General features: G+C 46.3%; 25 protein-coding genes and 3 tRNA genes. 12 read left to right on the forward strand and 16 right to left on the reverse strand.

Translation table 11 applies throughout. The features are described 5' to 3' along the window. Positions 1-609: 609 nt before the first annotated feature. The 7 genes from K7I13_RS15185 (at position 610) to K7I13_RS15210 (ending at position 7,172) form a co-directional block, all read left to right on the forward strand. On the forward strand, positions 610-2,994 hold the full coding sequence (locus K7I13_RS15185; RefSeq protein ID WP_255946977.1) for a diguanylate cyclase: 2,385 nt from the start codon (positions 610-612) through the stop codon (positions 2,992-2,994). Next, positions 2,958-3,122 (forward strand): GGDEF domain-containing protein, encoded by a 165-nt coding sequence (locus tag K7I13_RS15810; protein WP_369413768.1) that lies wholly within the window; start codon positions 2,958-2,960, stop codon positions 3,120-3,122. Before K7I13_RS15185 ends, K7I13_RS15810 begins: the two co-directional genes overlap by 37 nt. Positions 3,123-3,491: 369 nt before the next feature. Beyond that, positions 3,492-3,710, forward strand: a complete 219-nt coding sequence (locus tag K7I13_RS15190) for an efflux RND transporter permease subunit (RefSeq protein ID WP_255946979.1) — start codon at positions 3,492-3,494, stop codon at positions 3,708-3,710. After that, complete coding sequence (locus K7I13_RS15195) at positions 3,707-4,231, forward strand: TolC family protein (protein WP_255946981.1); 525 nt, start codon at positions 3,707-3,709, stop codon at positions 4,229-4,231. The genes K7I13_RS15190 and K7I13_RS15195 overlap by 4 nt, the downstream gene beginning before the upstream one ends. Continuing rightward, positions 4,195-5,061: a TolC family protein gene (locus tag K7I13_RS15200; RefSeq protein ID WP_255946983.1), complete on the forward strand. Its 867-nt coding sequence runs from the start codon at positions 4,195-4,197 to the stop codon at positions 5,059-5,061. Before K7I13_RS15195 ends, K7I13_RS15200 begins: the two co-directional genes overlap by 37 nt. 223 nt (positions 5,062-5,284) lie before the next feature. Next, positions 5,285-5,995 (forward strand): nitroreductase family protein, encoded by a 711-nt coding sequence (locus tag K7I13_RS15205; RefSeq protein ID WP_255946984.1) that lies wholly within the window; start codon positions 5,285-5,287, stop codon positions 5,993-5,995. 19 nt (positions 5,996-6,014) lie between these two features. Beyond that, a complete protein-coding gene (locus K7I13_RS15210) occupies positions 6,015-7,172 on the forward strand; it encodes an aldo/keto reductase (protein ID WP_255946985.1) in 1,158 nt (385 codons plus the stop codon). 198 nt (positions 7,173-7,370) lie between these two features. Here the strand turns inward: K7I13_RS15210 and K7I13_RS15215 are convergent. From K7I13_RS15215 to K7I13_RS15235, 5 genes are all read right to left on the reverse strand, one after another. Continuing rightward, positions 7,371-7,443, reverse strand: a tRNA-Lys gene (locus tag K7I13_RS15215). A gap of 369 nt (positions 7,444-7,812) precedes the next feature. Next, positions 7,813-9,111 carry a TDE2508 family outer membrane beta-barrel protein gene (locus K7I13_RS15220; protein WP_255946986.1) on the reverse strand — a complete coding sequence of 433 codons (1,299 nt, stop codon included), beginning with the start codon at positions 9,109-9,111 and terminating at the stop codon, positions 7,813-7,815. Positions 9,112-9,129: 18 nt separating this feature from the next. Then, positions 9,130-10,518, reverse strand: coding sequence for a TDE2508 family outer membrane beta-barrel protein (locus tag K7I13_RS15225; RefSeq protein WP_255946987.1), 1,389 nt, complete (start codon positions 10,516-10,518; stop codon positions 9,130-9,132). Between the two features lie 170 nt (positions 10,519-10,688). After that, positions 10,689-10,762: transfer RNA gene (locus K7I13_RS15230), tRNA-Arg, on the reverse strand. Between the two features lie 62 nt (positions 10,763-10,824). Continuing rightward, positions 10,825-10,896 (reverse strand) — tRNA-His (locus K7I13_RS15235). 111 nt (positions 10,897-11,007) lie between these two features. On the opposite strand from K7I13_RS15235, the gene flgN reads away from it, so the two are divergent. The 5 genes from flgN to csrA all read left to right on the forward strand — a co-directional run bounded on the left by flgN (position 11,008) and on the right by csrA (position 15,479). Beyond that, the gene (flgN, locus tag K7I13_RS15240; RefSeq protein ID WP_255946988.1) at positions 11,008-11,505 is read left to right on the forward strand and encodes a flagellar export chaperone FlgN; all 498 of its coding nucleotides are present in this window, start codon (positions 11,008-11,010) and stop codon (positions 11,503-11,505) included. Positions 11,506-11,515: 10 nt separating this feature from the next. Beyond that, on the forward strand, positions 11,516-13,393 hold the full coding sequence (gene flgK / locus K7I13_RS15245; protein ID WP_255946989.1) for a flagellar hook-associated protein FlgK: 1,878 nt from the start codon (positions 11,516-11,518) through the stop codon (positions 13,391-13,393). Positions 13,394-13,558: 165 nt separating this feature from the next. Further along, a complete protein-coding gene (locus K7I13_RS15250; RefSeq protein ID WP_255946990.1) occupies positions 13,559-14,803 on the forward strand; it encodes a flagellar hook-associated protein 3 in 1,245 nt (414 codons plus the stop codon). 8 nt (positions 14,804-14,811) lie between these two features. Beyond that, positions 14,812-15,255, forward strand: a complete 444-nt coding sequence (gene fliW / locus K7I13_RS15255) for a flagellar assembly protein FliW (protein ID WP_255946991.1) — start codon at positions 14,812-14,814, stop codon at positions 15,253-15,255. Continuing rightward, the gene (gene csrA, locus K7I13_RS15260) at positions 15,255-15,479 is read left to right on the forward strand and encodes a carbon storage regulator CsrA (RefSeq protein ID WP_255946992.1); all 225 of its coding nucleotides are present in this window, start codon (positions 15,255-15,257) and stop codon (positions 15,477-15,479) included. The genes fliW and csrA overlap by 1 nt, the downstream gene beginning before the upstream one ends. Here csrA and tsaB read toward each other — a convergent pair. From tsaB to K7I13_RS15315, 11 genes are all read right to left on the reverse strand, one after another. After that, complete coding sequence (gene tsaB / locus K7I13_RS15265) at positions 15,466-16,137, reverse strand: tRNA (adenosine(37)-N6)-threonylcarbamoyltransferase complex dimerization subunit type 1 TsaB (protein ID WP_255946994.1); 672 nt, start codon at positions 16,135-16,137, stop codon at positions 15,466-15,468. The two genes, csrA and tsaB, sit on opposite strands and share 14 nt — an antisense overlap. A 44-nt stretch (positions 16,138-16,181) precedes the next feature. Further along, positions 16,182-16,610, reverse strand: a complete 429-nt coding sequence (gene tsaE, locus K7I13_RS15270; RefSeq protein WP_255946995.1) for a tRNA (adenosine(37)-N6)-threonylcarbamoyltransferase complex ATPase subunit type 1 TsaE — start codon at positions 16,608-16,610, stop codon at positions 16,182-16,184. Positions 16,611-16,713: 103 nt separating this feature from the next. After that, positions 16,714-16,974: a hypothetical protein gene (locus K7I13_RS15275; protein ID WP_255946996.1), complete on the reverse strand. Its 261-nt coding sequence runs from the start codon at positions 16,972-16,974 to the stop codon at positions 16,714-16,716. Between the two features lie 70 nt (positions 16,975-17,044). After that, on the reverse strand, positions 17,045-17,638 hold the full coding sequence (locus K7I13_RS15280) for a DUF8042 domain-containing protein (RefSeq protein WP_255946997.1): 594 nt from the start codon (positions 17,636-17,638) through the stop codon (positions 17,045-17,047). A gap of 13 nt (positions 17,639-17,651) precedes the next feature. Beyond that, positions 17,652-18,032, reverse strand: coding sequence for a flagellar filament capping protein FliD (gene fliD, locus K7I13_RS15285; RefSeq protein WP_369413769.1), 381 nt, complete (start codon positions 18,030-18,032; stop codon positions 17,652-17,654). Then, entirely contained in the window at positions 17,915-19,609 is a 1,695-nt protein-coding gene (fliD, locus tag K7I13_RS15290; protein WP_255946998.1) for a flagellar filament capping protein FliD, read from the reverse strand. The genes fliD (K7I13_RS15285) and fliD (K7I13_RS15290) overlap by 118 nt, the downstream gene beginning before the upstream one ends. 55 nt (positions 19,610-19,664) lie before the next feature. Next, positions 19,665-20,024: a flagellar protein FlaG gene (locus K7I13_RS15295; RefSeq protein WP_255946999.1), complete on the reverse strand. Its 360-nt coding sequence runs from the start codon at positions 20,022-20,024 to the stop codon at positions 19,665-19,667. Positions 20,025-20,271: 247 nt separating this feature from the next. Then, positions 20,272-21,123, reverse strand: a complete 852-nt coding sequence (locus tag K7I13_RS15300) for a flagellin N-terminal helical domain-containing protein (protein ID WP_255947000.1) — start codon at positions 21,121-21,123, stop codon at positions 20,272-20,274. Positions 21,124-21,407: 284 nt separating this feature from the next. Continuing rightward, positions 21,408-22,268 carry a flagellin N-terminal helical domain-containing protein gene (locus K7I13_RS15305; protein WP_255947001.1) on the reverse strand — a complete coding sequence of 287 codons (861 nt, stop codon included), beginning with the start codon at positions 22,266-22,268 and terminating at the stop codon, positions 21,408-21,410. A gap of 289 nt (positions 22,269-22,557) precedes the next feature. Next, the gene (gene rdgB / locus K7I13_RS15310; protein ID WP_255947002.1) at positions 22,558-23,142 is read right to left on the reverse strand and encodes an RdgB/HAM1 family non-canonical purine NTP pyrophosphatase; all 585 of its coding nucleotides are present in this window, start codon (positions 23,140-23,142) and stop codon (positions 22,558-22,560) included. A 122-nt stretch (positions 23,143-23,264) separates the two neighbouring features. Continuing rightward, positions 23,265-24,155 carry a protein kinase family protein gene (locus K7I13_RS15315; RefSeq protein ID WP_255947003.1) on the reverse strand — a complete coding sequence of 297 codons (891 nt, stop codon included), beginning with the start codon at positions 24,153-24,155 and terminating at the stop codon, positions 23,265-23,267. Between the last annotated feature and the right edge of the window lie 218 nt (positions 24,156-24,373).

Consider the following 24,373-nt stretch of genomic DNA (forward strand, 5'->3'; position numbering starts at 1 on the left):
TCCAGCGTGTCCGCCCTGTGCATTCTGTTCACATTTGCTGGGACCATCTTTTCATCTGTTAACAGTAAATCATTCCGCCGCCCTGTAACCAGATATGTAATTACACAACATATGCAAGCGTATGTCACCCTGTAGGCTGTGAAAAAAGTATCACTATGTCCGGAAAAGAATTTCCCACAGGCTGTCAACCTGACCAGTCAACCCCGCTGGAGTGCTTCATTATCACCGCTGACCGGGACAGCGGACAACTTCTGTTTTTTAATACCACGGCTTGTAAAAAAAAATGGATCAATAGTCACACATTATTTTCGCTTCCCGGTTTAACATCTTTAAACCCTTCAATGCCCATAATGCATGCCGGTTAGCTTGCGGGCCGTCATTTTGCATTCTGGAGACAGAAAACGGGCGGCGTGAACTACTTCAAAGGGATCTTTTCCCGCCGCGCCGCTGCGGAATTCTGTATAACAAATCTTTGTACTACAAAAAAATATATAAAAACACTACAAGAAAAACGGAATTATGCTTATCTTTATTGTATGAGGATAGTCAGAATTTGTGAGGAATGTGATTAACATAAAATGTATTTTTTAAAACAAAAGCAGGTGAAACATGTTTAAAAATATGAGCGTACAGATAAAGCTTTTCATCTTTGTAGCCATAGTCGTGGTAATATCTTTTGTGGCTGTCGCGCTGCTTGTTTCCGACCGGAGCATTGAGATGGCAAAGGAAGACGCCTTCACTCTTGCCAGGGAAATGGCGGAAAAATACAAAAACGAGATTATGGCGGAGCTTCAGGGCGCGCGTGTAACTTCGGAAACGCTTAAAGCTGTTTTGGAAACACTGAAAGACCATGATATTACCGACCGTGACATGATAAATGATATGCTGCGGAAAGCGCTTGAGCAGAAAGAGTATATCACCGCTTTTTGTGTCGCCTATGATCCCAATATGCTGGACGGCAGGGACGCGGAATATGCTGGACAGGCGCCATATGATGAAACCGGAAGATTCGCGCCTTACTGGAACAAGCTGGGCAGCAACATTGACGCGGAGCCTCTGCTCGATATAGATGCGCAGGACTGGTATATCGTTCCGAAAGGAAACAAAAAAGAGTATATAACAAACCCTTATCCCTTTCATGTCCAGGGGCAGGATGTTATGCTCGCCAGTTTCATTTTTCCCCTTATCCATGACGGCGAATTTATCGGCATTATCGCTTCCGACATTGTTCTTGATAAACTCCAGGAGATGGTGTCCCAGGTAGATACACGGGGTATGGGAGAGTACACAGCGGTTTTTTCAAATTCCGGCGCGGTCGTGGCACACCCGGACAAGCAGTATCTCGGAAAGACAATTGGCGAGCTGCTGCTTTATGACATGCTTATATCCCATCCTGATAAAATCGGTCCGGCAGTCCGGTCCGCAAATACATATATTCAAAACCATCCGCTGCCCGGTTCGCCTGACGAAGCGCAAATGAGAAAACATGAAAACACGGTGCAGTTTGTTGCCGGCCTGCTGGCATATTCGTCCGGTCAGAATAGAGCGAAACCTGACCTGAGTCTGCTCACGCCTGTTTTGGCCGGTGAAATGCTTGAGACCGATCCTGACCGGCTTGAATATGTGCGCGAAGTATCCTCTGCCATAGGAAATGGTGAACTGTATATTTCCAGCAATAATGATTACTATACTGTATACATGCCGATACGTTTCAGCGAAGACACAAATCCCTGGTCTGTCGCTGTCAGTATTCCCATGCCGGAAGTACTGAAGGTTTCAAATAATATCCGGAACTATGTTATCATTGTGTGCGCCATCTCGGTATGCGTGATTGCTTTTATCATCTATCTGATATCAAAAAGTATTACCAGACCCATACTGACACTCGCGGGAGCGGCTAAACAGCTGGGCGAGGGTAATCTGAATGTGGAAGTACCGCTCGTCCAAAACAACAAAGAGATTGGTATTTTATCGAATGCCTTCAGGGTTATGGTCGAAAGGATCGACGGACTGATAAGAAAACTCCAGAATAACGCGAAAGAACTGGAGGAAAAAAATGTCCATCTGAACAATCTGAATGAAATGCTGATCGCAACGAACCATGTGGCGGAAACCATTCTGAATGTGGAATACCAGCAGTTTCAGGATGTTCTGCATCAATCACTGCGTATACTGGGAAAAAGCGCGGGGGCTGAGGGTGTGTCGATCTGGCAGAATTTTACCTATCCGGACGGTAAAACATACGGACGGCGGCTGTCGGCGTGGATCACAGGGCAGTCCAATCAATATATGAATGCTGAATCTGTTATTGATCCCGACGAACTTCTGCCCGGCTGGCGCCAGCAGGGCAAAATAAAAGGGAACGGCGGCAGCACAGTGCTGGATGGGAGCGCATTTTTACACCGTACCGACTCACTCCTGCACGCAGGTTCTCTTTTCTTCATCCCGCTTGTATTGCATGATTCCGGCTGGGGATTTATTGCCTTTTCCTACAAAGCGGAACAGTATGACTTACCGCGCGACGTGTCTGAAATACTCCGTTCCGGTGGAATGATGATCGCGTCGGCAATTATACAAAACCAGATTTCCGAAGATCTCGAGGAAGCGGAGGCAATGGCAGCGACTGATTCACTTACCGGTCTGACTAACCGCAATGGTTTCCTGTTCAGGGCGTCCTCTATTTATACAACGAGCAAGGAAAAACATTCTCCATTATCGCTCCTGTTTTTTGATCTTGACCACTTTAAACGAATCAATGACCAATACGGGCATCCATTCGGAGATGAAGTTTTGAAGGCTTTTGCGGCGGTGGTCAAACAGGAAACACGGTTGGATGATGTATGCTGCCGGTACGGCGGGGAGGAGTTTATCCTGCTGTGCAATAACTGTGATGCCTCCGGGGACAGGCAACTGCGAACAGGATACTGGAAGCTGTCCGGAATATCCGTCTTCCGGATATCCCTGAGTTTAGTTTTACCGTCAGCATTGGTATGATATCAGCCATTCCGGGCAAAAAGGATACCTTAAATGGATATATCCAGAAGGCTGACAGCGCGCTTTACATGGCAAAAAATAACGGCCGTAACCAAATCATGGTTTATTCAAAACAGGAAAAACAGTGAATAAATCTATCAAGGATGGTTTCTTTATTCGTCGGCGATGATCCGTCTGGAAGACAGAGCTACCTGTTGGAATAAAAAATATGGCAGGAAAAATGACATCGAACAGAATAACTATACGTATGGGCGAAAAACAAAATCCGGTTTTGGGCGGCGGGGCCGGATAACAGGTATCTAACAGATGCTTTCTGTTATCCGGAAGAAAAACCAAACTTATTCAGTTTTTTTTACTATTGCGGCTAAACAAGTTTTTATGGCGGCAGGCTGGGGAAACTCCGTTTCGTTAATTAATAAAAGCCTGTGTCTATGCCATGAAGAAAGGTTTTAAGCTTCGGCCCGCAGATTAAGAGCGAAGCTGAAGGGAGCTGCCCGGTGAAACTAAAGGCAATTCTGATGAGCAATATAGCGATCATCCTGGGCATGGTTCCCATGGCTATGGGAATAGGCGCATCTCTGGCGGAAATACGTCAGCCCATGGGCGTTGTCATTATCGGCGGAATCATTTCCTCTACCGTTCTGACACTCTGGTTTATCCCCGCAATAGAATACTTGGTAAGCCGCCGCAGCCGGCTTGAAGGAAGGACTATATGAAATTTGTACATTCGTTAAATCGTACATTCCGGCATGTACTTAGCTGTCTGATGGTGCTTTTTATGTTTGGCCAGTCGATCTCCGCTGTTGCGGAGGATTATAACCTGGAAACATATCTGGAAAGGGTCAAGACGAATAATCTTGACCTTGCCGTGGCGGCAAAAGAACTGGAACTTTCCCAGCAGTATGTTAACCAGGCCCGGTCGGCCTTTTTCCCGGTTATTGCTGCCCAGGGTGGCTATACCCGGAATTTCCTTGACCGTGAAGAGTCCAGGGCTGTTGCCTCCCTGCCCGGCGGTGGTCCCTTGATTTTTCAAAACGTGGATGTCAATTATGACAATGAACTGTCCTTCGCAGTTGGACTGAACCAAACAATTTTTGACGCCGGAACTATTGCGGGTTACAACCAGGCAAAAAAAGGGCAGGCTATCCAGCAACAGGCCACGGAAAGTAAACGGCAGAATATCATCACCATCGCAAAAAAATGTATATACAGAACCAGCTGGCGCAAAGTCTGGTAAGCATTCTGGAAAGTTCCGAACAGATCAGCCTGGAGATATACCAGAGCACCGAAGGGAAATTCCAGGCTGGGGCGGCCACAGAACTTGAGCTGCTCATGGCAGAAGTAGACTGGAAGAACAGAATTCCCCAAACTATGGAAGCCCGGAAAAATGCCGACACGGCCATGATAGCGTTTAAGAAACTGGCGGGTATTCCTCTTACGGAAACCGTGAATCTTACTGAAACCAGAGAAAGCCTTCCTCCTCTTCCTGATCCCCAAAGTCTGGAACATAGCCTGTCTATGCGTCCCGATTACCATGCCCTTGTTCTCTCCCGGGAACTGGTGGATATAGAAAAGAAGGCTGCGCTGGGCGCCTTCATGCCTAAACTGACCGGCGGTTTCTCCTATGCCCTCGGCGGTATGGGAAACGGCCGTTCCCTGACAAGGGGGTATGATTTTTCACTTTTGAATCTCGATCTTACCCTGACTGTACCTCTCTTTACCGGAGGCTACCGCCTTTCCAAAGTACAGGAAGCCCGGCTGGAACAGGAGAAGGCTGAACTTTCCCTGACCAGAAAACGGGACTCTATTGAAAGTGAGTTTCTTGAAATCCGGCTTCGTCTTAATGAAGCGGCCGAACGGGTTAAGACAGCCGAACTCACCGAAAGTATGGCCCAGCGGGCGGTAACCCTTTCCCGGAACGCCTATGCTAACGGACTGGTGACCCAGCTTTCGGTGAACCAGGCCATCGACAACCTGAGCCAGGCAAGCCTTGGCTACCGGAATGCCATCTACGAATATCTGGTTGCCTGTTATGACTGGGAACTGGCTACAGGCATGGTGAAATAAATATGGGAAGAACCCTTGTTTGGACAGTTTCAACAGGGGGTAGTATTCGTTTCCTGCATCACCTGTTTGAAATATATTGACTTATTGTACCATCTGTATTTACTCTAGAGTAAAGAGCATTATATGAGCAACACTTTTGTTTTCATGAAAGGGTGAAAATATGGAATATTCCCGTAAACCGGGGTGATACTATTTCCTGTTTTTAAATAAAGGAGTTTCAGTCATGGATTTATACCATTCAATAGCGCAGCGCAAGTCATGCCGGAAATATGAAACGCAGCCCCTGGAGCACAGCATTATCAATGAAATTGAAGACGCGATTAAGGGTTTTGATGTGCTTTGTCCTTCTGTACCTCTGGAATACCGTTTTAGCAAAAAAACAAAAGGCCGTTTCAATGCGGAAGCGCCCCAGTATCTGGTAATCAGCGGACAGGGCAAGGCAGGTGAAATGGAAAATACGGGCTTCCTGTTTGAGCAGTTGGTATTATGGCTTGACGCCATGGAAATCGGCAGTGTATGGCTCGGGTCATCAAAGGACTTGGAAACACAGAATACAGAGAAAGATATTATTACTCTGGCTTTCGGCCGGACAACAGAACAGGTACACCGGACAAAAGACAAGTTTGTTCGAAAACCGATCGGCAAAATCACAAACGCGCCGGATGATGTGTGTATTCAGGCCGCCCACCTCGCTCCCTCCGGAGTAAATACCCAGCCGTGGTATTTCGAGAAGAAAGGCGGCAAGGTTATGGTGTATGAACAGAAATTAAAACCGCCGGTTTCACTGATGTATAAATTGTCGGATATTGATATGGGAATCGCTCTCTGCCATTACGCGCTTGCGTGTAAAGAAACTGGAAAGCCTTTCCAGTTCTCCCGGGTAACTGAAATGCCTGCAAAACCAGGCTATCTGCCTTTCGGCATAATTGAGTGATACGCTTCCGGAGGATGGCATGCAGTATAGGGTAAACCCAAAGAACAATGAAGAGATATCCGCGCTGGGCTTTGGCTGCATGCGGTTTCACAAGGACGAAAGGGAAGTGGAACGGCAAATCCGCTATGCCATCGAGCAGGGTGTCAATTATTTTGACACGGCCTATATGTATGGAAACAGCGAAGCGATTCTGGGCAGAATTCTTTCAAAAGACGGCCTGCGCGAAAAAGTCAAAATAGCCACTAAAATGCCCTATTACATGGTCAGGAAAAATCAGGATTTCAACAGGTTTTTCAATACCGAGCTGGAACGCCTGCAAACAGATTATATAGACTATTACCTTATGCACATGGTAACCGACCTGAAAAGCTGGCGCGGACTCTGTGATCTTGGCATAAGGGAATGGGTTGCTGAAAAAAAAAGCAGCGGCCGGATACGGAATATCGGGTTCTCATTCCATGGTGTCCAGTCTGAGTTTTTTGCCCTGCTGGATGACTATGATTGGGATTTTTGTATGATCCAGTTTAATTATCTTGATGAATACGTTCAGGCGGGGAAGGCCGGGCTTGAATACGCAGGCAGTAAGGGAATCCCCGTCATAGTCATGGAGCCGCTGCGCGGCGGTACTCTGGTACAAAAGCTGCCGAAAGAAGCTCTCGATCTTTTGAATCATGCACCGGTCAAGCGTTCACCAGCGGACTGGGGCTTGCGGTGGGTTCTCAATCATCCCCAGGTACTTTGTGTACTCTCCGGCATGGGAACCCGGCAAATGGTGGAAGAAAACATAGCCACTGCTTCGGATGCATATCCGGATAAACTGACGGAAGAAGAACTGACTCTGTACACCGGGGTACGCGATGCAATCCGGGCGGCTACAAAAGTATCCTGCACCGGCTGCGGGTATTGCATGCCCTGCCCGAAAGATGTCAATATCCCCATGTGTTTTTCCAGCCTGAATGATACCATGATAAAAGGGAAAATAATGAGCCTGTATTGGTATATCCTCATGACAGCGGAACACAATGCGTCTTTATGTGTACAATGCGGTAAATGCGAAAGCCATTGTCCCCAGGCAATCCCGATACGCGAAAAAATGAAACAGGTCCAAAGGGAACTCGAGGGATTCCCGTACAAACCTATGCGGTTTATTCTTGAGAGAGTGTTAAATAAGGTATAATACAGTTAAAGGAAAAAACGGCGTTGAAAGTACATTCCTGCCGTACCGGTGCAAAACATGTCTTTTGCTTTGATATAATGAATAGTTCGATCTGTACGCCGGCATATTGTCTCAATTTTAGAAAAATATTGGCTGCATTTTGGATACACAGGGGTTTTTCAAAGTACATAAGTCCTTATGTTATAAGGACTTAACATTTGAGCCATGAAGGGATCGAACCTTCGACCCACAGATTAAGAGTCTGTTGCTCTACCAGCTGAGCTAATGGCCCGTTTCTAATAACGATAGAAGCATATTATAGTATTATAACTAAAAAGTCAATAATTTTATCAGGGACCGGTACTTTAAAATGCTGAAGCCTTAATCCCAATAAAAACACGGCAATAGAAAAAATAATGGCTTATATCTTCTTTAAAAGGGATATGATAATTCATAAAAAACTTGATGGTAAGGGCAGAGAAGGAATTCAGGATTTCCCGGTATAACAGTAACTGCCGCAAAATACAACTGACAGCTTGTTTTCTGAAATACTTCTGTTTTTATGGAACACACCGGTTCCGGCAAACGACTTGTCCGGTAAGGTCAAGCCGTTTGCGGCGGAAACTGTCCGGAAACCGAAGTTTCCGGACAGCCCGGGTTTTTATTTTTTGATCGTAGCCATAATACTGAAAGTTGTTGAAAGGAAATCATATGTGGTTGCTGTCGCGGGCGTATTGCCAAAGCTGCTTGATAATTGCATATCAAGTGAAAAAGCCGGAGTAATATTAAGCGTGCCGCCGATACGTGCAGAGGGAGTCAGCCTGGTCCATGAATGTGACTTTGACTCGGTTTCCGGTGTTCCGTCATCCTTAGTATTAGTGTAGGTATAGTAGGGGAGTGTCAGCGACAGTCCTCCGTTTAAAGTAAATACTTCTGGTTTGACCTTAAATGAAAATCCTGCTCCTATACTTGGCGCTACATAGGCGCTGAAGTAGGTTTGAGTATCGCCTTTAACACTGGTTGTTGAGCCGGGCATTTCTGTAACAGTCGTCGGCGTCTCTTTTGCGGAAGTCAGTGTGACATACAGATTCGCGGCAATTCCCGATGAAAAACGTTCATTCATTTCATAAATATACCTGTATCTGAAGGACAGTCCGTTTATCATATTGGAACTGTCGATTTCACCCGAGACTGTTGTATTGCCGATAACCATTTCACCGTTAGAACTTGGATAAATAACAAAGGCGGGCAGATAATAGAATGAAAGAATCGACTGACCTTTTCCTTTCCGTTCAAGTTCAAAGTCTGTGCCTAATCTGAAACTCAGTGTTGAAAGGTTTCCGTTCGTCAGTATGTAATCATCTGAATTGGTAGCGCTGTATTTTACCTTGTTCATTGCCAGATAGTATTCCACGCCCGCTTCGGGTTTCAGTAGTCCGCCGCCCAGTCCAAAGTTTTTTCCCCAGGTCAGCCCGATGCGAATATCTCCTGTGGTTGTATCAGTGACATTTACGCCTGTTTCGTCCGTATCCGTTCCGAGGCCGGTTAAGCCGATATCCAGACGGAACGCGCCGAATATGTCATTTCCCCAGAGGGCTGCAATATAATTCCCCCACAGAATACCGGTATCTGCCGGGTCCTGCCTGACGGAGGTTCCCGCTGTCTCAACTGTCGTTTTGGCGGAATTTCCGCTCAGCAGGTTCCCGCTGTAATAAAGCCCGATATAATTGTTTCCGAAGTTTTTCGCGAAACCAGCGGTAAGGCTGTCGGCAAATCTGATGAATGAAAAGAAATTTTCCATCTCAACCTTTTTAAAGTCATTAACATCCATATAGAAATCCGTATCGGTTTCAATAACCGTTGCGGTGGATGAATTTGTATAAGAAGACTGCGCAGTCAGCGGCGCCGTAAAAACAAATATGCTTAATATTGCGCAAAGTAAATATATGTGCGATTTCATGTTTTTCCCTCCTTTCTCTTACATTTTCAGTGTCGCGATAAGCGATATGCGGGAAAGATCAATATAGCTGTTTCTGGCGTTATTATTGCCTATATTGAAATACGAACACAGATCAAAGGCAAAGTACTCATTTATATTGAATGTAGCGCCCGCGCTGACCGTTGTGCTGAAGCCGTCCCATGTATGGGTTTTTGTCGTGGTGACTATATCCGCCGCCTCGTCATTTTCTTCTTCCGATGTATATGTATAGGTCGGTATGCGCAGGGAGAATCCGGCGTTGAGGCTGAATACTTCCGGCTTGACCCAGTACATAAAGGCCCCGCTTACGGAAGGACGGATTGTCATGCTGAATTCTTTTATAACCGGTTCTTCGTTCAGTATCGTACTCCCTACTTTTGTTACGTCCGCAGTTTCCTGGGAAAAGATAACCGCCTGGCCGTCAATACTGAAACCTGCCGAAAAACGTTCGGAAACGGTAAATGTTTTTTTATACCTCAGATTGATATAATGTCTCATATCCTTTGAGCCGTCATTTGTTCCGATCGTCGGATCTCCTCCGGCGGCAAGTTTGTTTTCCTCATAAAAATCAGGATAGAAATAATACAGCAGACGGTAATCCGCGGAAAAAACGGATACCGAGTTATCTTCTTTCACGGATTCAAAAGCCACGCCGGCAATTGCCTGGAGAATGGAGCGGGTCCCGTAAAACGTCGCTCCGCTGTAATAACCGTATTCCGTATCCGTATCGGTTCCGGCCGCCGTAGTTGTTTCGGTTTCGATTTTATTCATATCCAGATAATACGCGGCGCCGATTTTCGGTTTGAATACAATACTTCCCATGTTGAGACTGTGTCCCCAGGTCAGTCCGAAATTCATTGCGCCGGTTGTGGTCACTGTTTTTACCGAGTCTGTTGTTGTGGTTTCAACCAGGTCCGTATCTTTATCCAGTCCCAGAATGCCTATATCAAGTTTGATGCCGCCAAGCACTTCATTCCCGAAGAGAATCGCGAATGTATTGTCCCAGGTTATTCCGGTGTCGGCCGGGTCCTGCTGGAGCGTCGTGCCGCCGGTGGTGGTAAAATATGTATTGCTGTTACCAAACCACATGGAGCCGTTATAGAAAAGCCCCAGATAGTTATTGCCCAGACGCTGCGCATAACCTGCCGAAAAGGTCGGATTATTCTGGTTATAGGCCGCTCCGGTAAAGGCAAACCGTTTTTCCATATCTATTGTGGAAAAATAATTTACGTCAATAATTGAGTCCACATCATTTCTGAATATACCGAAGGTCGATCTGTTCAGATTTGATACTGTGGAAACCTGCGGGTCCCTTTCCTGGGCGGACAGGGCCGGCAAAAAAAATACTGCCATTAGTAATATACCAGACAGCAATATCCGAATTTTCATACATTACCCCTTACATATCAAAAATATAAGGCATCCCGGCTATTGGAGATGCCACTGAATACAGTATAGCAGGTTTTTTCCAAAAAAAAGGGAAAAAAACAACTCGGAAGGAAAAAAATTACAATATTTCAGACTCAAAAAATATTTTGTGAAAACCAATACATTTTTTTTGCGCCCGACACGGCTCGAACGTGCGACCTACAGATTCGAAGTCTGTTGCTCTATCCAACTGAGCTACGGGCGCGATTTTCTATGAAAATACGGCTTGAAAACAGAAAAGGGCTTCCATGAGGAGGCCCTTTTTCGGGTGCCTGATGGGGTTCGAACCCACGACAACCAGATCCACAATCTGGCGCTCTACCGCTGAACTACAGGCACCATAAACAATGAAGCAATCTTGCCAGATGATAGAAAAAAAGTCAAGAATAGCCCTCTTTTCAATTCAGTTCCTGCGCGGAAATCCGATAATGAATTGAAGGAGTGTATAAAATGGAGCAGCAGACAGACAATTCAGCTTTTCTTGAGGATATATTACAGAAAGAAATTTCCATTTTAACTGATTTATATGCCTGCCAGAAACGCATGTATGAATGTGTCCTGGCCCGTGACTGGGTTGAACTCCAGAAAGAAACAGCCCGCTCCGAGAATTTCGCGGTTATCTTCCTCGATATGGATGAACAGCGGATTGAAACCGCCCGGAAAATAAAGCCGGAAGCTGAAGGTTCCCGCGATTTTTATTCAGTGACCGCGGAACTTCCGGAAGACGACCGGACCCGGATAAACGCCATGTTCCGTGAAGTAAAGCGGCTTCTTCTTCTTTCAAAAACTGAAAACGAAGTTTTCAATACCTATGTAACTAATGCCCGTTCCGTTATAAACGGAATGCTTGAAACCGTTATGCCTTCCCGCCGGAATAAGACATACAACAGGCGGGGAGATCTTTTGACAGCTCATGTGGAAAGTCTGCTGTTAAACCGTTCATTTTAAGGAGAAACGAATGTCGACTTTTTCAGGAATTGAAATGGGAAAAAGGAGTCTCTTTGCCCACCAGCAGGCGATACAGACAGCCGGACATAATCTTTCCAACGCATCAACTGAAGGATATACACGCCAGCGTGTTGATTTAAAGGCCACGGATCCCCTGTACCGTCCCGATCTCAGCAGGGCCGAAACGCCGGGCCAGCTCGGGCAGGGCGTTTCAGTGGAATCGATCCGCCGCCTGCGCGATACGCTTCTTGACCAGCGAATTTTCGCACAGACAAACGGGGAAGGGTACTGGCAAACCAGAAACAACTACATTCTGATGATGGAGCAGGTTTACAATGAGCCTGCCGATATTTCCCTGCGAACGCGAATGGACCAGTTCTGGGACTCATGGGAAGAACTTGCTCTGTATCCGGAATCAAAAAGCGCCCGCCAGGTAGTACTGAGCCGGGGTGAAACCCTTGTTGACGCTATTCACCAGCAGTATAAGGGTTTGAGGGGAATCGGGGATATATTGAACGGCGATATTGAAGCCGTAACCCGCCAGGTAAATGATTTAAGCCGTCAGATTGCCGATCTGAACGGCGAAATTGTCAAAGTTAAGGCCATGGGCGATAATCCCAATGACTTAATGGACAGGCGGGATCTTCTGGTGGAAAAACTTTCCAGCCTGATAAACATAACCGTAGACAGCCGCGATACTGATGAAGAATATGTTATTCACACTTCCGGATATGAACTGGTCCAGGGAATGAATTACCGCGCCTTCAGTGTGCAGTCCGGTTTTGAAAACGAGGGTTATGGAGATGTTGTCTGGGCGGATAACGGTCAGCGGGCCTATTTTACAGGCGGCAAGCTCGGGGCGCTTATCGAGCTTCGCGATGTCGATGTCCGTTCGGAAATCCAGAACCTTGACACCATGACCATGAATTTTGTCGACCTTGTCAATGATATTCACTATGACGGAATGGGCACAAACGGTAAATCAGGAATCAATTTCTTTGTAGAACAGGCTTTTATTAATAATGTCGCCGGAAATTATGACCGGAATGGGGACGGCGAATATGATTCATCATATATTTTCCGCATAACGGGCGGAAATAAACTGTCCGGCCGGGAACAGATAGGACTGGCCGGTGAAATCACGCTTTCCGCCGCGGAAGGAAATGTCCAGGTACCTTACTATCCTACCGATATGGTCTCGGATGTCGTAGCCCGCATAAATAATTCCGGCGCAGAAGTCGTTGCCAGCCTTGACCGGGACGGACGCCTTGTTCTGAAAGGCACGGTAGCTGACGGACGTGAAAATCCTGACTTCGTAATCCGCTATATGGAAGACTCGGGGCGGTTTCTTGCAGGATATGCGGGAGTGCTTGCCGGTTCCGGGCCTGAAAATGCCTATACCTGGGAACAGGCTGACGCCGTTAACCTGCTTGCGGGAGAAAATATCCAGTTCGCAGTTTCCCCGATCGCCCATCCTTCCGGCTGGATAGAAATAAACGGAGCCATTAAATCCGATATACAGACAATTGCCGCGGGTTTCGCGGAATCTGACGGCACTGTTTTTCCCGGAGATAACCGGGTCGCTGTCGCGATCGCACAAATCCGCAATACTGCCGTTATGGTCGGCAACAGCCGGACCTTTGATGATTTTTTCTCGGAAGCGGTGACTAATATCGGCCTCAAGGGCGAGCAGGCATCCCGCTCCCTGGAAACACAGATCGCAATTATGAAAGAACTCCGGGATATGCGTGACTCCGTTTCCGGAGTAAATGTTGATGAAGAACTTGCTGATATTATCAAATTTCAGCACGGCTATAATGCCGCGGCAAAATTCATTGCTACGATTAATGAAATGCTTGATACCATAATAAACCGGATGGGTGTATAAAGGCCGCCTTTTAAAACCCCTGTTAGGTTTTAAGTGACAGCTTGGAAAAAAATCGCCGGGTCCTTCCAAAACAAGGATTTATCAATTGGCGATTTTCTCCCCCGGATAAGAAAACTTCTAAAAACTTCAGTTTTTAGAAGTTCCCTAAATAAGGAGGACGGATAAATGAGACGTATAAGCTCAAATCTCCAGCATAATGACACGCAGTTTGCGCTGCGCCGCCAGGAATCCCGGATCAATGAGGTAAATAATCAGATATCAGGTCAGAGAAAGATCCTGAACCTCCGGGACGATCCTCTTGCCGCGGGACACAGTGTCCGGTACCAGTCCTATCTGTCCCGTCTGGAACGGTTTGAAAAAAACGCAAAAACGGTAAAAGATCAGTACAGCATAACCGAGGGATATATGAATCAGTCCCTGCAGGTTATGCACCGTCTCAAGGAACTGACGGTCAGCGCCGCCACCGGAACAAATACCCCGGCCGACTTGAAAAATATGGTCGCCGAGGTCGATGAAATTCTGAAAGAACTTGTTGCGAACGGAAACGCCATCGGCCCTGATGGGACCTATCTTTTTTCGGGAACAAAAAGCTTTACGCTTCCTTTTGAGGCCGTATACGGCGATGTTGACGGTGCGGGAAACCCGATGATCATGCAGGTCCGGTATAACGGATCTCTCGGGGAAAAAGGCATTGAAATTGATGAACAGTCCTACATTCAGACAAACCAGCCGGGCAGCCGTACCTTCTGGGCGGAGCCCCAGTCGCTTTTTTCGGAAGTAAACGCAACTGAATATATGGTCCCGGCTGACACCACCGTTGAAATTGACGGTATAACGGTGAATCTGTATGCGGGAGACAATGTGTATGCCATTATTTCACGGATTAATGATTCCGGCGCGGCGGTAAAGGCCACGCTTGATCCTGTTACCCAGGCTCTTAATCTTCAGACAACCGATGCCCGCCAGCTCTGGCTCCGGGATGGGGAGGGCGGCACCGTTCTTTCTTCTCTTGGGCTGGTCCGCCCGGACCAGCGTCCTCCGAACAATATTGCGCCGTCAGTCAGACTTTCCGGAGGATCGTTGTATGATGCCGTTATTTCCCTGAGGGATTCACTGATTTCTGGTGACCAGGAAGCAATCGGCAGCAGAATCCTCGGTTCTATAGACAGCGCTACTGATAATCTCACTGTCAGGCTGGCCGAAATAGGCGCGCGCTATAACCGCTCCCAGATGACACTTGCCCGGCTTGATACCCAAATTCTTAATGTTTCCGCCGCGGAATCGCGGGAAGGCGATATTGACTTTACAAAAGCCATAACAGATCTTAAAATGTATGAATACACGCAGCAGGCGGCTTTGAGCGTAGCAGGAAAGTTATATTCAAACACGCTTCTGAATTACATAAGGTAAGGTGAAGAATGGAAGTACAGACTAAGGCGATGGGAACCGTATCCATCGTTGAAAAACAGATAATTGAACTTGAACACGGTTTTTACGGATTTGAACAGTATCATTCTTTTGCATTGATTGATGCGGAACAAAAACCGTTTATATGGGTCCAGTCACTGGAAAATCCGGAACTGGCTTTTTTGGTGATTGATCCGTTTATTTTCCGGCCTGATTACGAAATAGATGTGGACGATTCCCTGCTGGAACCGCTGGAAATACAATCCCCGTCGGATGTTCTGGTTTTTGTGCTGCTCACGGTCCCTTCTGACGGAAGTCCGATTACGGCAAATCTCCAGGGCCCGCTTATTATCAACAAAAAAAATAACAAGGCGCTCCAGGCTATTCTGGTAGACCCCCGCTGGCAGACAAAGCATGATCTCGTCGCGGAAATTTCCGCAAAGCGGGGGTCCTGATGCTTATATTATCAAGAAAAATAAACGAAAAAATAATGATCGGCGAAGATATTTCCGTTACAATTATTGAAATTCACGGCGATCAGGTTAAAGTAGGAATTGAAGCTCCAAAATCGGTGAAAGTCTTCCGCCAGGAAGTCTTTGAGGCTATCCAGAATGAAAACCGCGCGGCGGCAGTTTCAAATACAAATCTTGAGGGACTTTCCGGCATTATCCCGGAATAGAGTTTTCCGCATCGCTCTTGCGGACATATACCGGTCCTGCGTGGTCCGGTATTTTTTTTTCATCATTATATAAAGACTCTGCCATCAAAGCCATTTCAAGCGAAATGCCCTTTGTTCCCGAAATGCAGGAAAATATATCCATTTTCGGGTTTTCCCTGCCAAGCCGTTCTGCAAAGAGCGCCGCGTCAGGCCCGGTTATCAGCAGCCGTTCCGCAGGATCAATATACGGAAAAATTTCTTTTTCCGATATATCGAGCGCTTCAGTCGTCGGCTGACCCTGTCTGAATATCTGCACATAAAACCGTCCTTTTTTTGCATCGAGAACACTGATCACCGCGCCTGGCCAGCTGCTGAATGGATATGCATAACAGACAAGCGGCTGAATGGGAAAAAGCGGACATCCGGCAGCAAGCTGAACAGCCTTTGCTGCGGAAAAGCCGATCCTGAGTCCGGTAAATGATCCCGGCCCCTCCGCGCAGACAACCAGTTCGGTCTTTTCAGGAGAAAAACCGGCTGAATCGACGGCCTTGCTCAGCGCGTCGGTAATATATTCGGCATGATGTCCCTTAAAATCAAATAAAACAGTCGCCTGTCCTTTGGGACCGAGGGCAGAGACGGAAAGCATTCCGGTTATAGTATCAATTGAAATAATATTCATCAGTATCGCCTTATAGTGTCAGGGTTATTCTGCCCCAATATATCTCACAATTCGCCGTAGGGCCAGTTTTCCACAGTAATGAGTCTGTCATTGTCTTTGTCCGCTTCCATTTTTATTATGATGGAATATGGGGGCAGCAAATCCATGACCTTTTCACTCCATTCAATAACGCATACTCCGTCCCCGTAAAGCATTTCATCCGTTCCGAGATTGACAAAATCCTCACCGGAATCGAGCCTGTATACATCCATATGATAGAGGGGAAGTCTGCCATAGTATTCGGAAATAAGAGTAAAAGTAGGGCTGGTTATATTTTCATCTATACCAAGACCGGCGGCTATTCCCTTTGTTATGGTTGTTTTGCCCGCAGCAAGCGTACCCTGCAGGGCAAGAACCGCTCCTTTTTCAAGCTGCGAACCTATTTTTTTCCCGAATGCAATGGTTTCGTCTGATGAATGAGTAACAAAGGTCATGAGTAACCCTACAGCATAAAAAAAATGAGGTCAATAAAATACTCCGCCGCAGAGCAGGCAGACCTTCGGTCTGGGATATTAAACCCTCGCCACGAGAATAAAATTACGGCAATTTTCCATCATAGTCGAGACCAAGGATAAATTCCTTAAGGTTCGAGATCACCTGGAGAAGGGGATAGTCAACCTTATCAATCAGTTTTACGAATATTTCCTTTTTCCCGAGCGGATTTGTTTCAATAACAAATTCGATTTGTCCGGAAAAAGTCTTTCCGGGGAGATCATACAGAGCATTGCCGGTAAATTCCCGGCGATAGTAAATAAAATTTTCTTTACGGGTTATATTGTTTATATCCAGTATTGTCACTTAGTATTGTCTCCGTAATATTCATAATAGTATATAGTGAAATCGTTTTTTCCGCAATAAAAAGCTTGGTTCACACTGCCTTCAGAACCTCACTCAGTTTTTCGATACGGGGGGCAAGTTCGTATTCGGAAATATCCCCGATAAGGATAGTATCTTTTTTTTCAAGCGCGCCCAGCAAATCCGTTAAAATCGGAGGAAGTTCAAGCAAAAAGGCCGAAAGCTCTGAATCTTCTATCTGCAGAGCAGCAGGATCAATCCCTGCAAGAGGAATGAGAGGAATAAGTCCGTTTAATTCCCTGAAATTTTCAGACAAAAGCTTGATGGCTTCCATGACAGCAAGGTCCTTTCCGGTTTGGAGAAGAACAGGAATATTCTGCAGCTGATCAATAGAAGCCGAAAACCGCTGTCCTACCGCCTGCAGCATATATCTGACATCTTCGCCGGAAATTGTTCCCAACTCTATAAGTGAAAAATTTTGCGGGGATTTTGAAAAAAAACCGTCAAGTTCACCGGGACTGATTTCTTTCCCGTCTATTTTAATTGACGTAATAGTGTTTTTCTCTTTTTCACAGGCTTCTTCAATTTGCCCGAGAATTTCCCCCAGCGTCTGTTCATTTTTTATTTCAAAATCAATGTCTTCGTTATTCAGACGAATTTTCATCATGGCTCCTGTCATTTTAGTTGTTATTGCTGTTCCGCCGGTTGAAATTTGAAATTGAATCAGACTGGTTCTGGAGACTGTTCAGGGAACCTTCCATTCTTCCGTATTTTGCCCTCAATTCCGCTTCCTTTGTCTCAAGCTGCTTGTCCAGCTGGTCAATCCGTTTTTCCGTTGTTGTGATCCTGGTCGCAAGCCCGGAAGTCCGGGTCGGGAAAATACCGCCTGTCTGTACATAGGGCGTGAGATTATTGTCAAATGCCCAGGCAAGCCCGGAATCAATTACCAGGTCTCCGTCCGAATCATATCCGAAGAAATTCTTGATGCCGGAAATATGGTTTTTAAGCGCGTCATCCAGTTTTTTTTCATCAATTTCAAGATATCCCTCATGCGGGACGATTCGAGCGCCCCGCCGGCAGTTGCCTTTGTCGAAACACCAAGGTTCGAAAGGAGGGTTACTGTCTCGGCGTCGCCGGGATAGTAGGGATTGCTGGTCAGTCTCTGGAGTGTGGATTTTACATTATTCAGGGTCGTATCGCCCCTCATCATACCCAGTTTTTCCTCGGCTTCCTTTCTTTCATCATTGGTAAAATACTGGATTTCCGAAATTATCTCGGGCCTGTCCTGCGTCAGAATATTAAGCTCCGCCATAACCCTGTTATAATTTGCGACAAAGGCGATAATAGCTTCTTTTGCCGTTTCGGTATCCGGTTTGATACTAAGTGTTTCCATTTTTTCCGTTGCCTCACGCAAGTTAATGGTAACGCCGGGAACAAGATCGTCTATTTCATTTGTAGAACGGGTAATGGTTATACCTTCATATTTGAGAATGGCGTCCTGGGCGGTCGAAACCGGATTAACGGGAACATAGTCTCCGACTGCCTTAGGATCGTATATTTTTATATTTTCTATGGTTATTTCCCTGTTTGTATTATTGTTCTGGACCAGCAGCGCGTTTATATCGCCGTATTCCGACAGGGGTACCGTAACTACGGTTTTCTGTGTACTGTCCGTTATTTCAGGAAGCGGAATGGATGTATTGCGGGTCGAACGCAGGGAAAAGACCGCGTTATCCTCCACAATCCGAGGCGTCTGCTGGACAGGTTCGTCATCAAGAAGGGTTTCGGACGCCGCGTTTGAGACAGTTATGCCTCCGAAGCTTACGGTCCCCGGCTTGCCGAGTTCCGGACCGGGAGCGGCATAGGCTTCAGTACCGGCTTCCTTTTGCACAGTGCTTATAGTATATTCAAGGACATATTCGTTTCTCGCCCGGACAGGCGCTGAAAAGTCAATAACGGCGTTTGAAAGGGGAGGGGCGGTGAGGGAATCCTGCGACAGGCTTACCGCTGTACTTGCGTCATTTTTTCTGATAAATCCGTTTTCAAGCGCAAAGGTAAGCGCATCATCGGAAAAACCCAGCCTTTCCTGGGCTCCTGTTTTCTGTGACTCGATTAATATGGACCGGCTGTTTGAGGAAACCTGAATGATTGACGCCCTCAAAAGATTATTTGACCTGCGGTTCAGGGCGTCGACAAATTCCTGGACAGTGCCGCCATTCCATGCGAAACTGATTTCTTTTTCCCCGACCGTGAATGTATATGTCCCCTTCGGAACCTTGGAATCCCGCGGAATTACGTCGGAAAGAAAGCTGTCAGGGGCGGCTATTTGTGAGACCGATACTCTGAAAGTCTGATCCCGGGCCTCCCGTGAGGCAGTTGCAGTAACTGCCCGGGAGTCCGTTGAATCAGCGATTTTTTCAGTAAAAGGATTGTTATATGAATACAGATTTCTGGCAGAATCACGTAATACAAGCGTATGCTGGTTTAACTGTCTCCAGGCCGACTGCTGTTTTTTATACGTTTCAAGCTCTGCTTCCGCACGGTCAAGCGGCGCCCGCTCAACCTTCATCAATCCCTGGATGAGTTCATCCGTTTTGTATTTGCTTGCGCTTACGCCAGGAATACTGATGTCGGACATACTGGGCCTCCCTTTCCAAATATGCAGATACAGTAAAGCAGCGGCGGACTATTACTTAGATAGTTTCGTCAAAGAGCAGCCCTAGCGTCTCCTTGATTCTTGCCTGAAGCTTCTGGATTTCTGCAGATGGAATTTCCCTTATAACCTTATCGGTATTCGAGTCAATAATCTTGACGATCACCTTCTCCAAATCCGTGCTGACAAGGAATTGCAGTCTCCTGTCAAACATGTCTGAAATGTTCTGTATTTGTGCAACCGCATCGCGAAGCTGTGCCTCGCTTATCTGTTCTGATCGGGCATCATTTGTTGTCTGTGTTGTTTCTGTTGCAGCTCTTAAAGTCGAATTAACCGAACCTTCCAGCCGGCGATCCATTGCCGCCAGATGTTGCCCGATGTTAGCAACCTCGATACTCATCGGGAACCTCCGTGAAAGTAACTATCTGTATCTTCCGTGATACAGAGTCGATTCCCCGAAAGGAATCTCAAGGAAATATAACCGGAACACTATGTAATCCGGTATACAAGTATGCAAAACCGGCAAAACCGGTATTGTTTTAATATGGAAGAAGAAGGGCGCCTCTTCCTCTTCCACAATAATGATATGCAGGGGTTTTTAAGAGATGACGTCCAGAAATCTCTTTCACCCAGCTAATTTAACCTTCCTATTGCAGCAGTCGCAGCGCTGACTGAGACTGTGTATTGGCTTGTGCAAGCATTGCATTTCCGGCCTGGTTGAGGATCTGGTTCTTTGTAAAAGAAACCATTTCCGCTGCCATATCTGCATCACGTATCCGTGATTCTGCTGCCTGCAGGTTTTCAGCTGCAATTGCAATCCCCTGATAAGCCATTTCAAAACGGTTTTGATATGCACCGAGATCGGCGCGCTGTTTCGAAATTGTTCTGAGTGCTGAGTCAAGAGAAGCAAGAGCAAGGTTTGCGCCTTCAACAGTTGATAATGATATCATAGAATCTGCCCCCTGAGCTCCAGCAATACCAAGCGCTGTCGCGGTCATGGTTCCGATGTAGATAGTTTCATTCTGATCTACATTTGCGCCTACATGGAGCTGGAACGGACCGGTCACCGAGTCTATGCCAAAACGTCCGGTTAAAAGATTCATACCGTTAAACTGAGCATGGCTTGCTACGCGGTTTACTTCGTCAACCAGCTGTGATACCTCGACCTGGATCTGCATTCTGTCTTCAGCGGAATAGATTCCGTTTGCCGACTGAATTGCAAGTTCACGAAGTCTCTGAATGATGTCTGTGGTTTCAACCAGATAACCTTCCGTTGCCTGGATAAAAGAAACACCATTCTGGATATTCTGCCCTGCCTGGTTAAGTCCCCGGATCTGACTGCGCATCTTTTCAGATACGGCCAAACCGGAAGCATCATCCCCGGCGCGGTTGATTCGCTGCCCGCTTGAGAGCTTTTCAATGTCCCGCTGCAAATTGGCTTCAACAATGCCTGTTTGCCGCTGAGCATACATAGCACTCAGGTTGTGGTTAATAACCATAATGACCCTCCTTGATTTTCCGATGTCCAGCCATCCATGCCGGACAATCTGCCGTTTGTTGCAGACTCTGAGACCGGATAAGCGCCCCGATCTTCAGTTTCTGCCCTCACGGCACGGATAGTTTCGCTTATCTCTCTCGTGGAAACGAAACTATCCATACCGTGGTATGGCTTTTTGAGGGTGTTTTTCAAAGAACACCGAAATTCTTCCAAAAAGTCGGAAGAATTTCAAGGATATAGGGAAAAGTGGAAACCCACTTTTCCCTTATATCACATTATACTACGTTATCTCAGAAGAGACAAGACTTGCTGGCTGTTTGCGTTAGCCTGCGCCAGCATAGCGGTACCGGCCTGTGACAGAACCTGGTTTTTGGTGTATTCAACCATGGCTGATGCCATATCAGCATCGCGGATGCGTGATTCGGCCGCCTGCATGTTTTCAGCCGCAATATTCAGACCGTTTACAGCATGTTCCATGCGGTTCTGGTAACCGCCAAGGTCAGCGCGCTGCTTGTTAACGATTTTAAGGGCTGCATCGATTGTTCCGATGCTCCTGTTTGCTTCGTCGGCTGTCTGGATATCCATAATGGATTCGTCAGCGATATTGCGGACGCCGAGAGCCGCTGCCGTCATTGTGCCGATAAAGACCCGCATGCGCTGGTCCATATTTGCACCAATGTGGAACCACATTGAAGCGGTAACGACATTTTCACCGGTTTCAATTGCGAAACGTCCGGTGAGCATGTTCATACCGTTAAACTGTGCGGCGCTGGCGATTCTGTCTACTTCTGCCACCAGCTGGGAAACTTCGACCTGGATCTGCATTCTGTCTTCAGCGGAATAAATTCCGTTTGAAGCCTGAACTGCAAGTTCGCGGATTCTCTGCAGGATATCTGTGGTTTCCTGTAGATAACCTTCAGTGGCCTGGATAAAGCTGATTCCGTTTGATGCGTTTTGGGAAGCCTGGTTCAAACCGCGGATCTGGCTGCGCATTTTTTCAGACACAGCTAAACCTGACGCGTCATCGCCTGCTCTGTTAATCCTGTAACCGGATGAGAGCTGTTCGATGTCTTTTTCAACGGCCCTGTTGGTGATTCCGAGAGATCGCTGGGCGAACATAGCGGATAGGTTGTGGTTGATAATCATAGTGATTCCTCCATGGAATGTATTTCCGGAACGCATCCATGCTTTCCGGTTGGCAAGCTGAAAGCAGACATTGTCTTGTTTCAACTTACCGGTAAGAGAGAGTAAAAGACCTTTCTGTATGCATTTTCTGCCGAAAATGCTTAGAAATTTCTTTTTCCGTTATAAATATCGGCCTGTTGGAAAAATAACTTAATAAAAAATAAAAAAAATGTGAAAAAATTGCTTTTTTATCAGATGAGCCAATTGCAAAGGTAATTGGCTCAGGTATCAGTTGTGAATAATGCCGCTGTCACTGAAGCGTTTCAATAATACAGGCCAGTTTCCGGACCGCTTTTCCCCGGTGGGAACAGGCGTCCTTTTCTTCTGGAGTGAGTTCCGCCACTGTTTTTCCATATTCAGGGAGATAAACCAGCGGATCATAGCCGAATCCGCCTGTTCCGCGGCCCTCGGTTACCAGAATCCCTTCAAGAGTTTCCTGGACGGAATAAAAGCGGTCCGTGTCATAATACAGCACCATATTGCAGATAAATCTGCATTTCCGTTCAGTAATGCCTTCCATATTTGAAAGGAGCAGTCTGTTTCTTGCCTTGTCATCTCCGGCTCCGGTTTCAGCGCCGTATCTGGCTGAATATATTCCCGGTTCTCCGTTCAGGGCATCAACACAAATGCCCGAATCGTCCGCAACAGCGGGGAACCCGGTTATTTCAAACAGCTGTTTTGCCTTTATGAGGGCATTTCCAAAAAAACTGTCGGCGGTTTCTTCAGGATCGAACGCAATATGTTCATCGGACGGGATCGTAATTGTATGGGGATACAGTATACGGGAAATTTCTCCCCGTTTATGTGCATTACCGCTCGCCAGGTAAATTTTCATGATATACTCCTTTATTGTAAGTTTCTGATGTAAAGAATTAACCAACTCTTTACATCAGAAACACTTACAATCGGAAATAGTCAGATAAAATACGCCGCAGAGCAGCGGCGTATTTTATCTGACTATATTTTATCATAATCATGTTGAAGGGCTGTTGCAAGGGCCGTATCAATGGTTCCCCGGCTTATGCCCAGTATGCCGGCAAGAAATCTGTTACTTGGGCATCGTCTCCTGTGAATCAGTGATTTTTGCAGGATTTCCAGCCGTTTTGCGCAGTAATGGTATTCCTTTTCCAGCTGGGAAAACCGCTGCGATTCCCTGTCCACGAGCTGCATTTGACTGTGGCAGTTGCGGACCCGGAAATAGTATTCATTTCGTTTTTCCCTGTCCCTGAGAAGCTTTTCATATCTGTCGAACCACTGGGTCCTGATTCTGTCTATGGTTGTCTGAATATATGTTTCTTCATAACCTGTATATGCGGCAACCTTCTTAATCATTGTATCCGATACATACATTCCTGCTTTACAGGTTAAAAGGAATATCTGGCGGTTATCCAGCGTATCTTTGTATTTTTTCCGTTTTTCCCTGCAATCCATATTCCGGCAAAGATAGGGGATTTCGGGTTCTTCTGCCGCCATCCCCCAGTCATTATTATTGTTCTCTTCCATAATACTTTTAAGTTCCGCTTCTTCTTCCATAGTAAATATCTGGTGTTTTGTCTGTTTTATAATCTGCTGACGCAGAAATGTCCGGTAACTCAGGTGTACCAGCATATCAAAATAAGTGATAAAACCGGACCTTCCGGCATCGTACCGATCCAGAAGCAGGGATAATTTTGGATACAGCCAGACTATGAATTCACTCCGTACATCCTCATCCATTCCCCTGAATGGATATTTCAGCAGATTCATATACAGATATTCTCCCATACCCTGAACAGTTTTTTCTTTTAATGAAGCGCAGGGCCTGTCCCTGTATTCACGGATAAGGGAAATAAGTGCAGCTTTTGTCATAAAAACCTCCTTTTGTGAGGTTTTTATGTGCAAAAAATATGCCAGTACGCATAACGGGCTGAAAACCGGTCTTTTTTTGTCTGTTCTTACTCTCCGGACAAAAATTCCGGCTGAATATCCGTCTTTTTACCTGAAAATAACCTGAATCCCTGAATTCAGGTCTGTCCTATAATAAGTATGGCAGGATATTTATCATAAAATATTGTGGAATTTGTTCA

The organism is Brucepastera parasyntrophica (genome assembly GCF_022376835.1).
Lineage (GTDB): Bacteria > Spirochaetota > Spirochaetia > Treponematales > Treponemataceae > Brucepastera > Brucepastera parasyntrophica.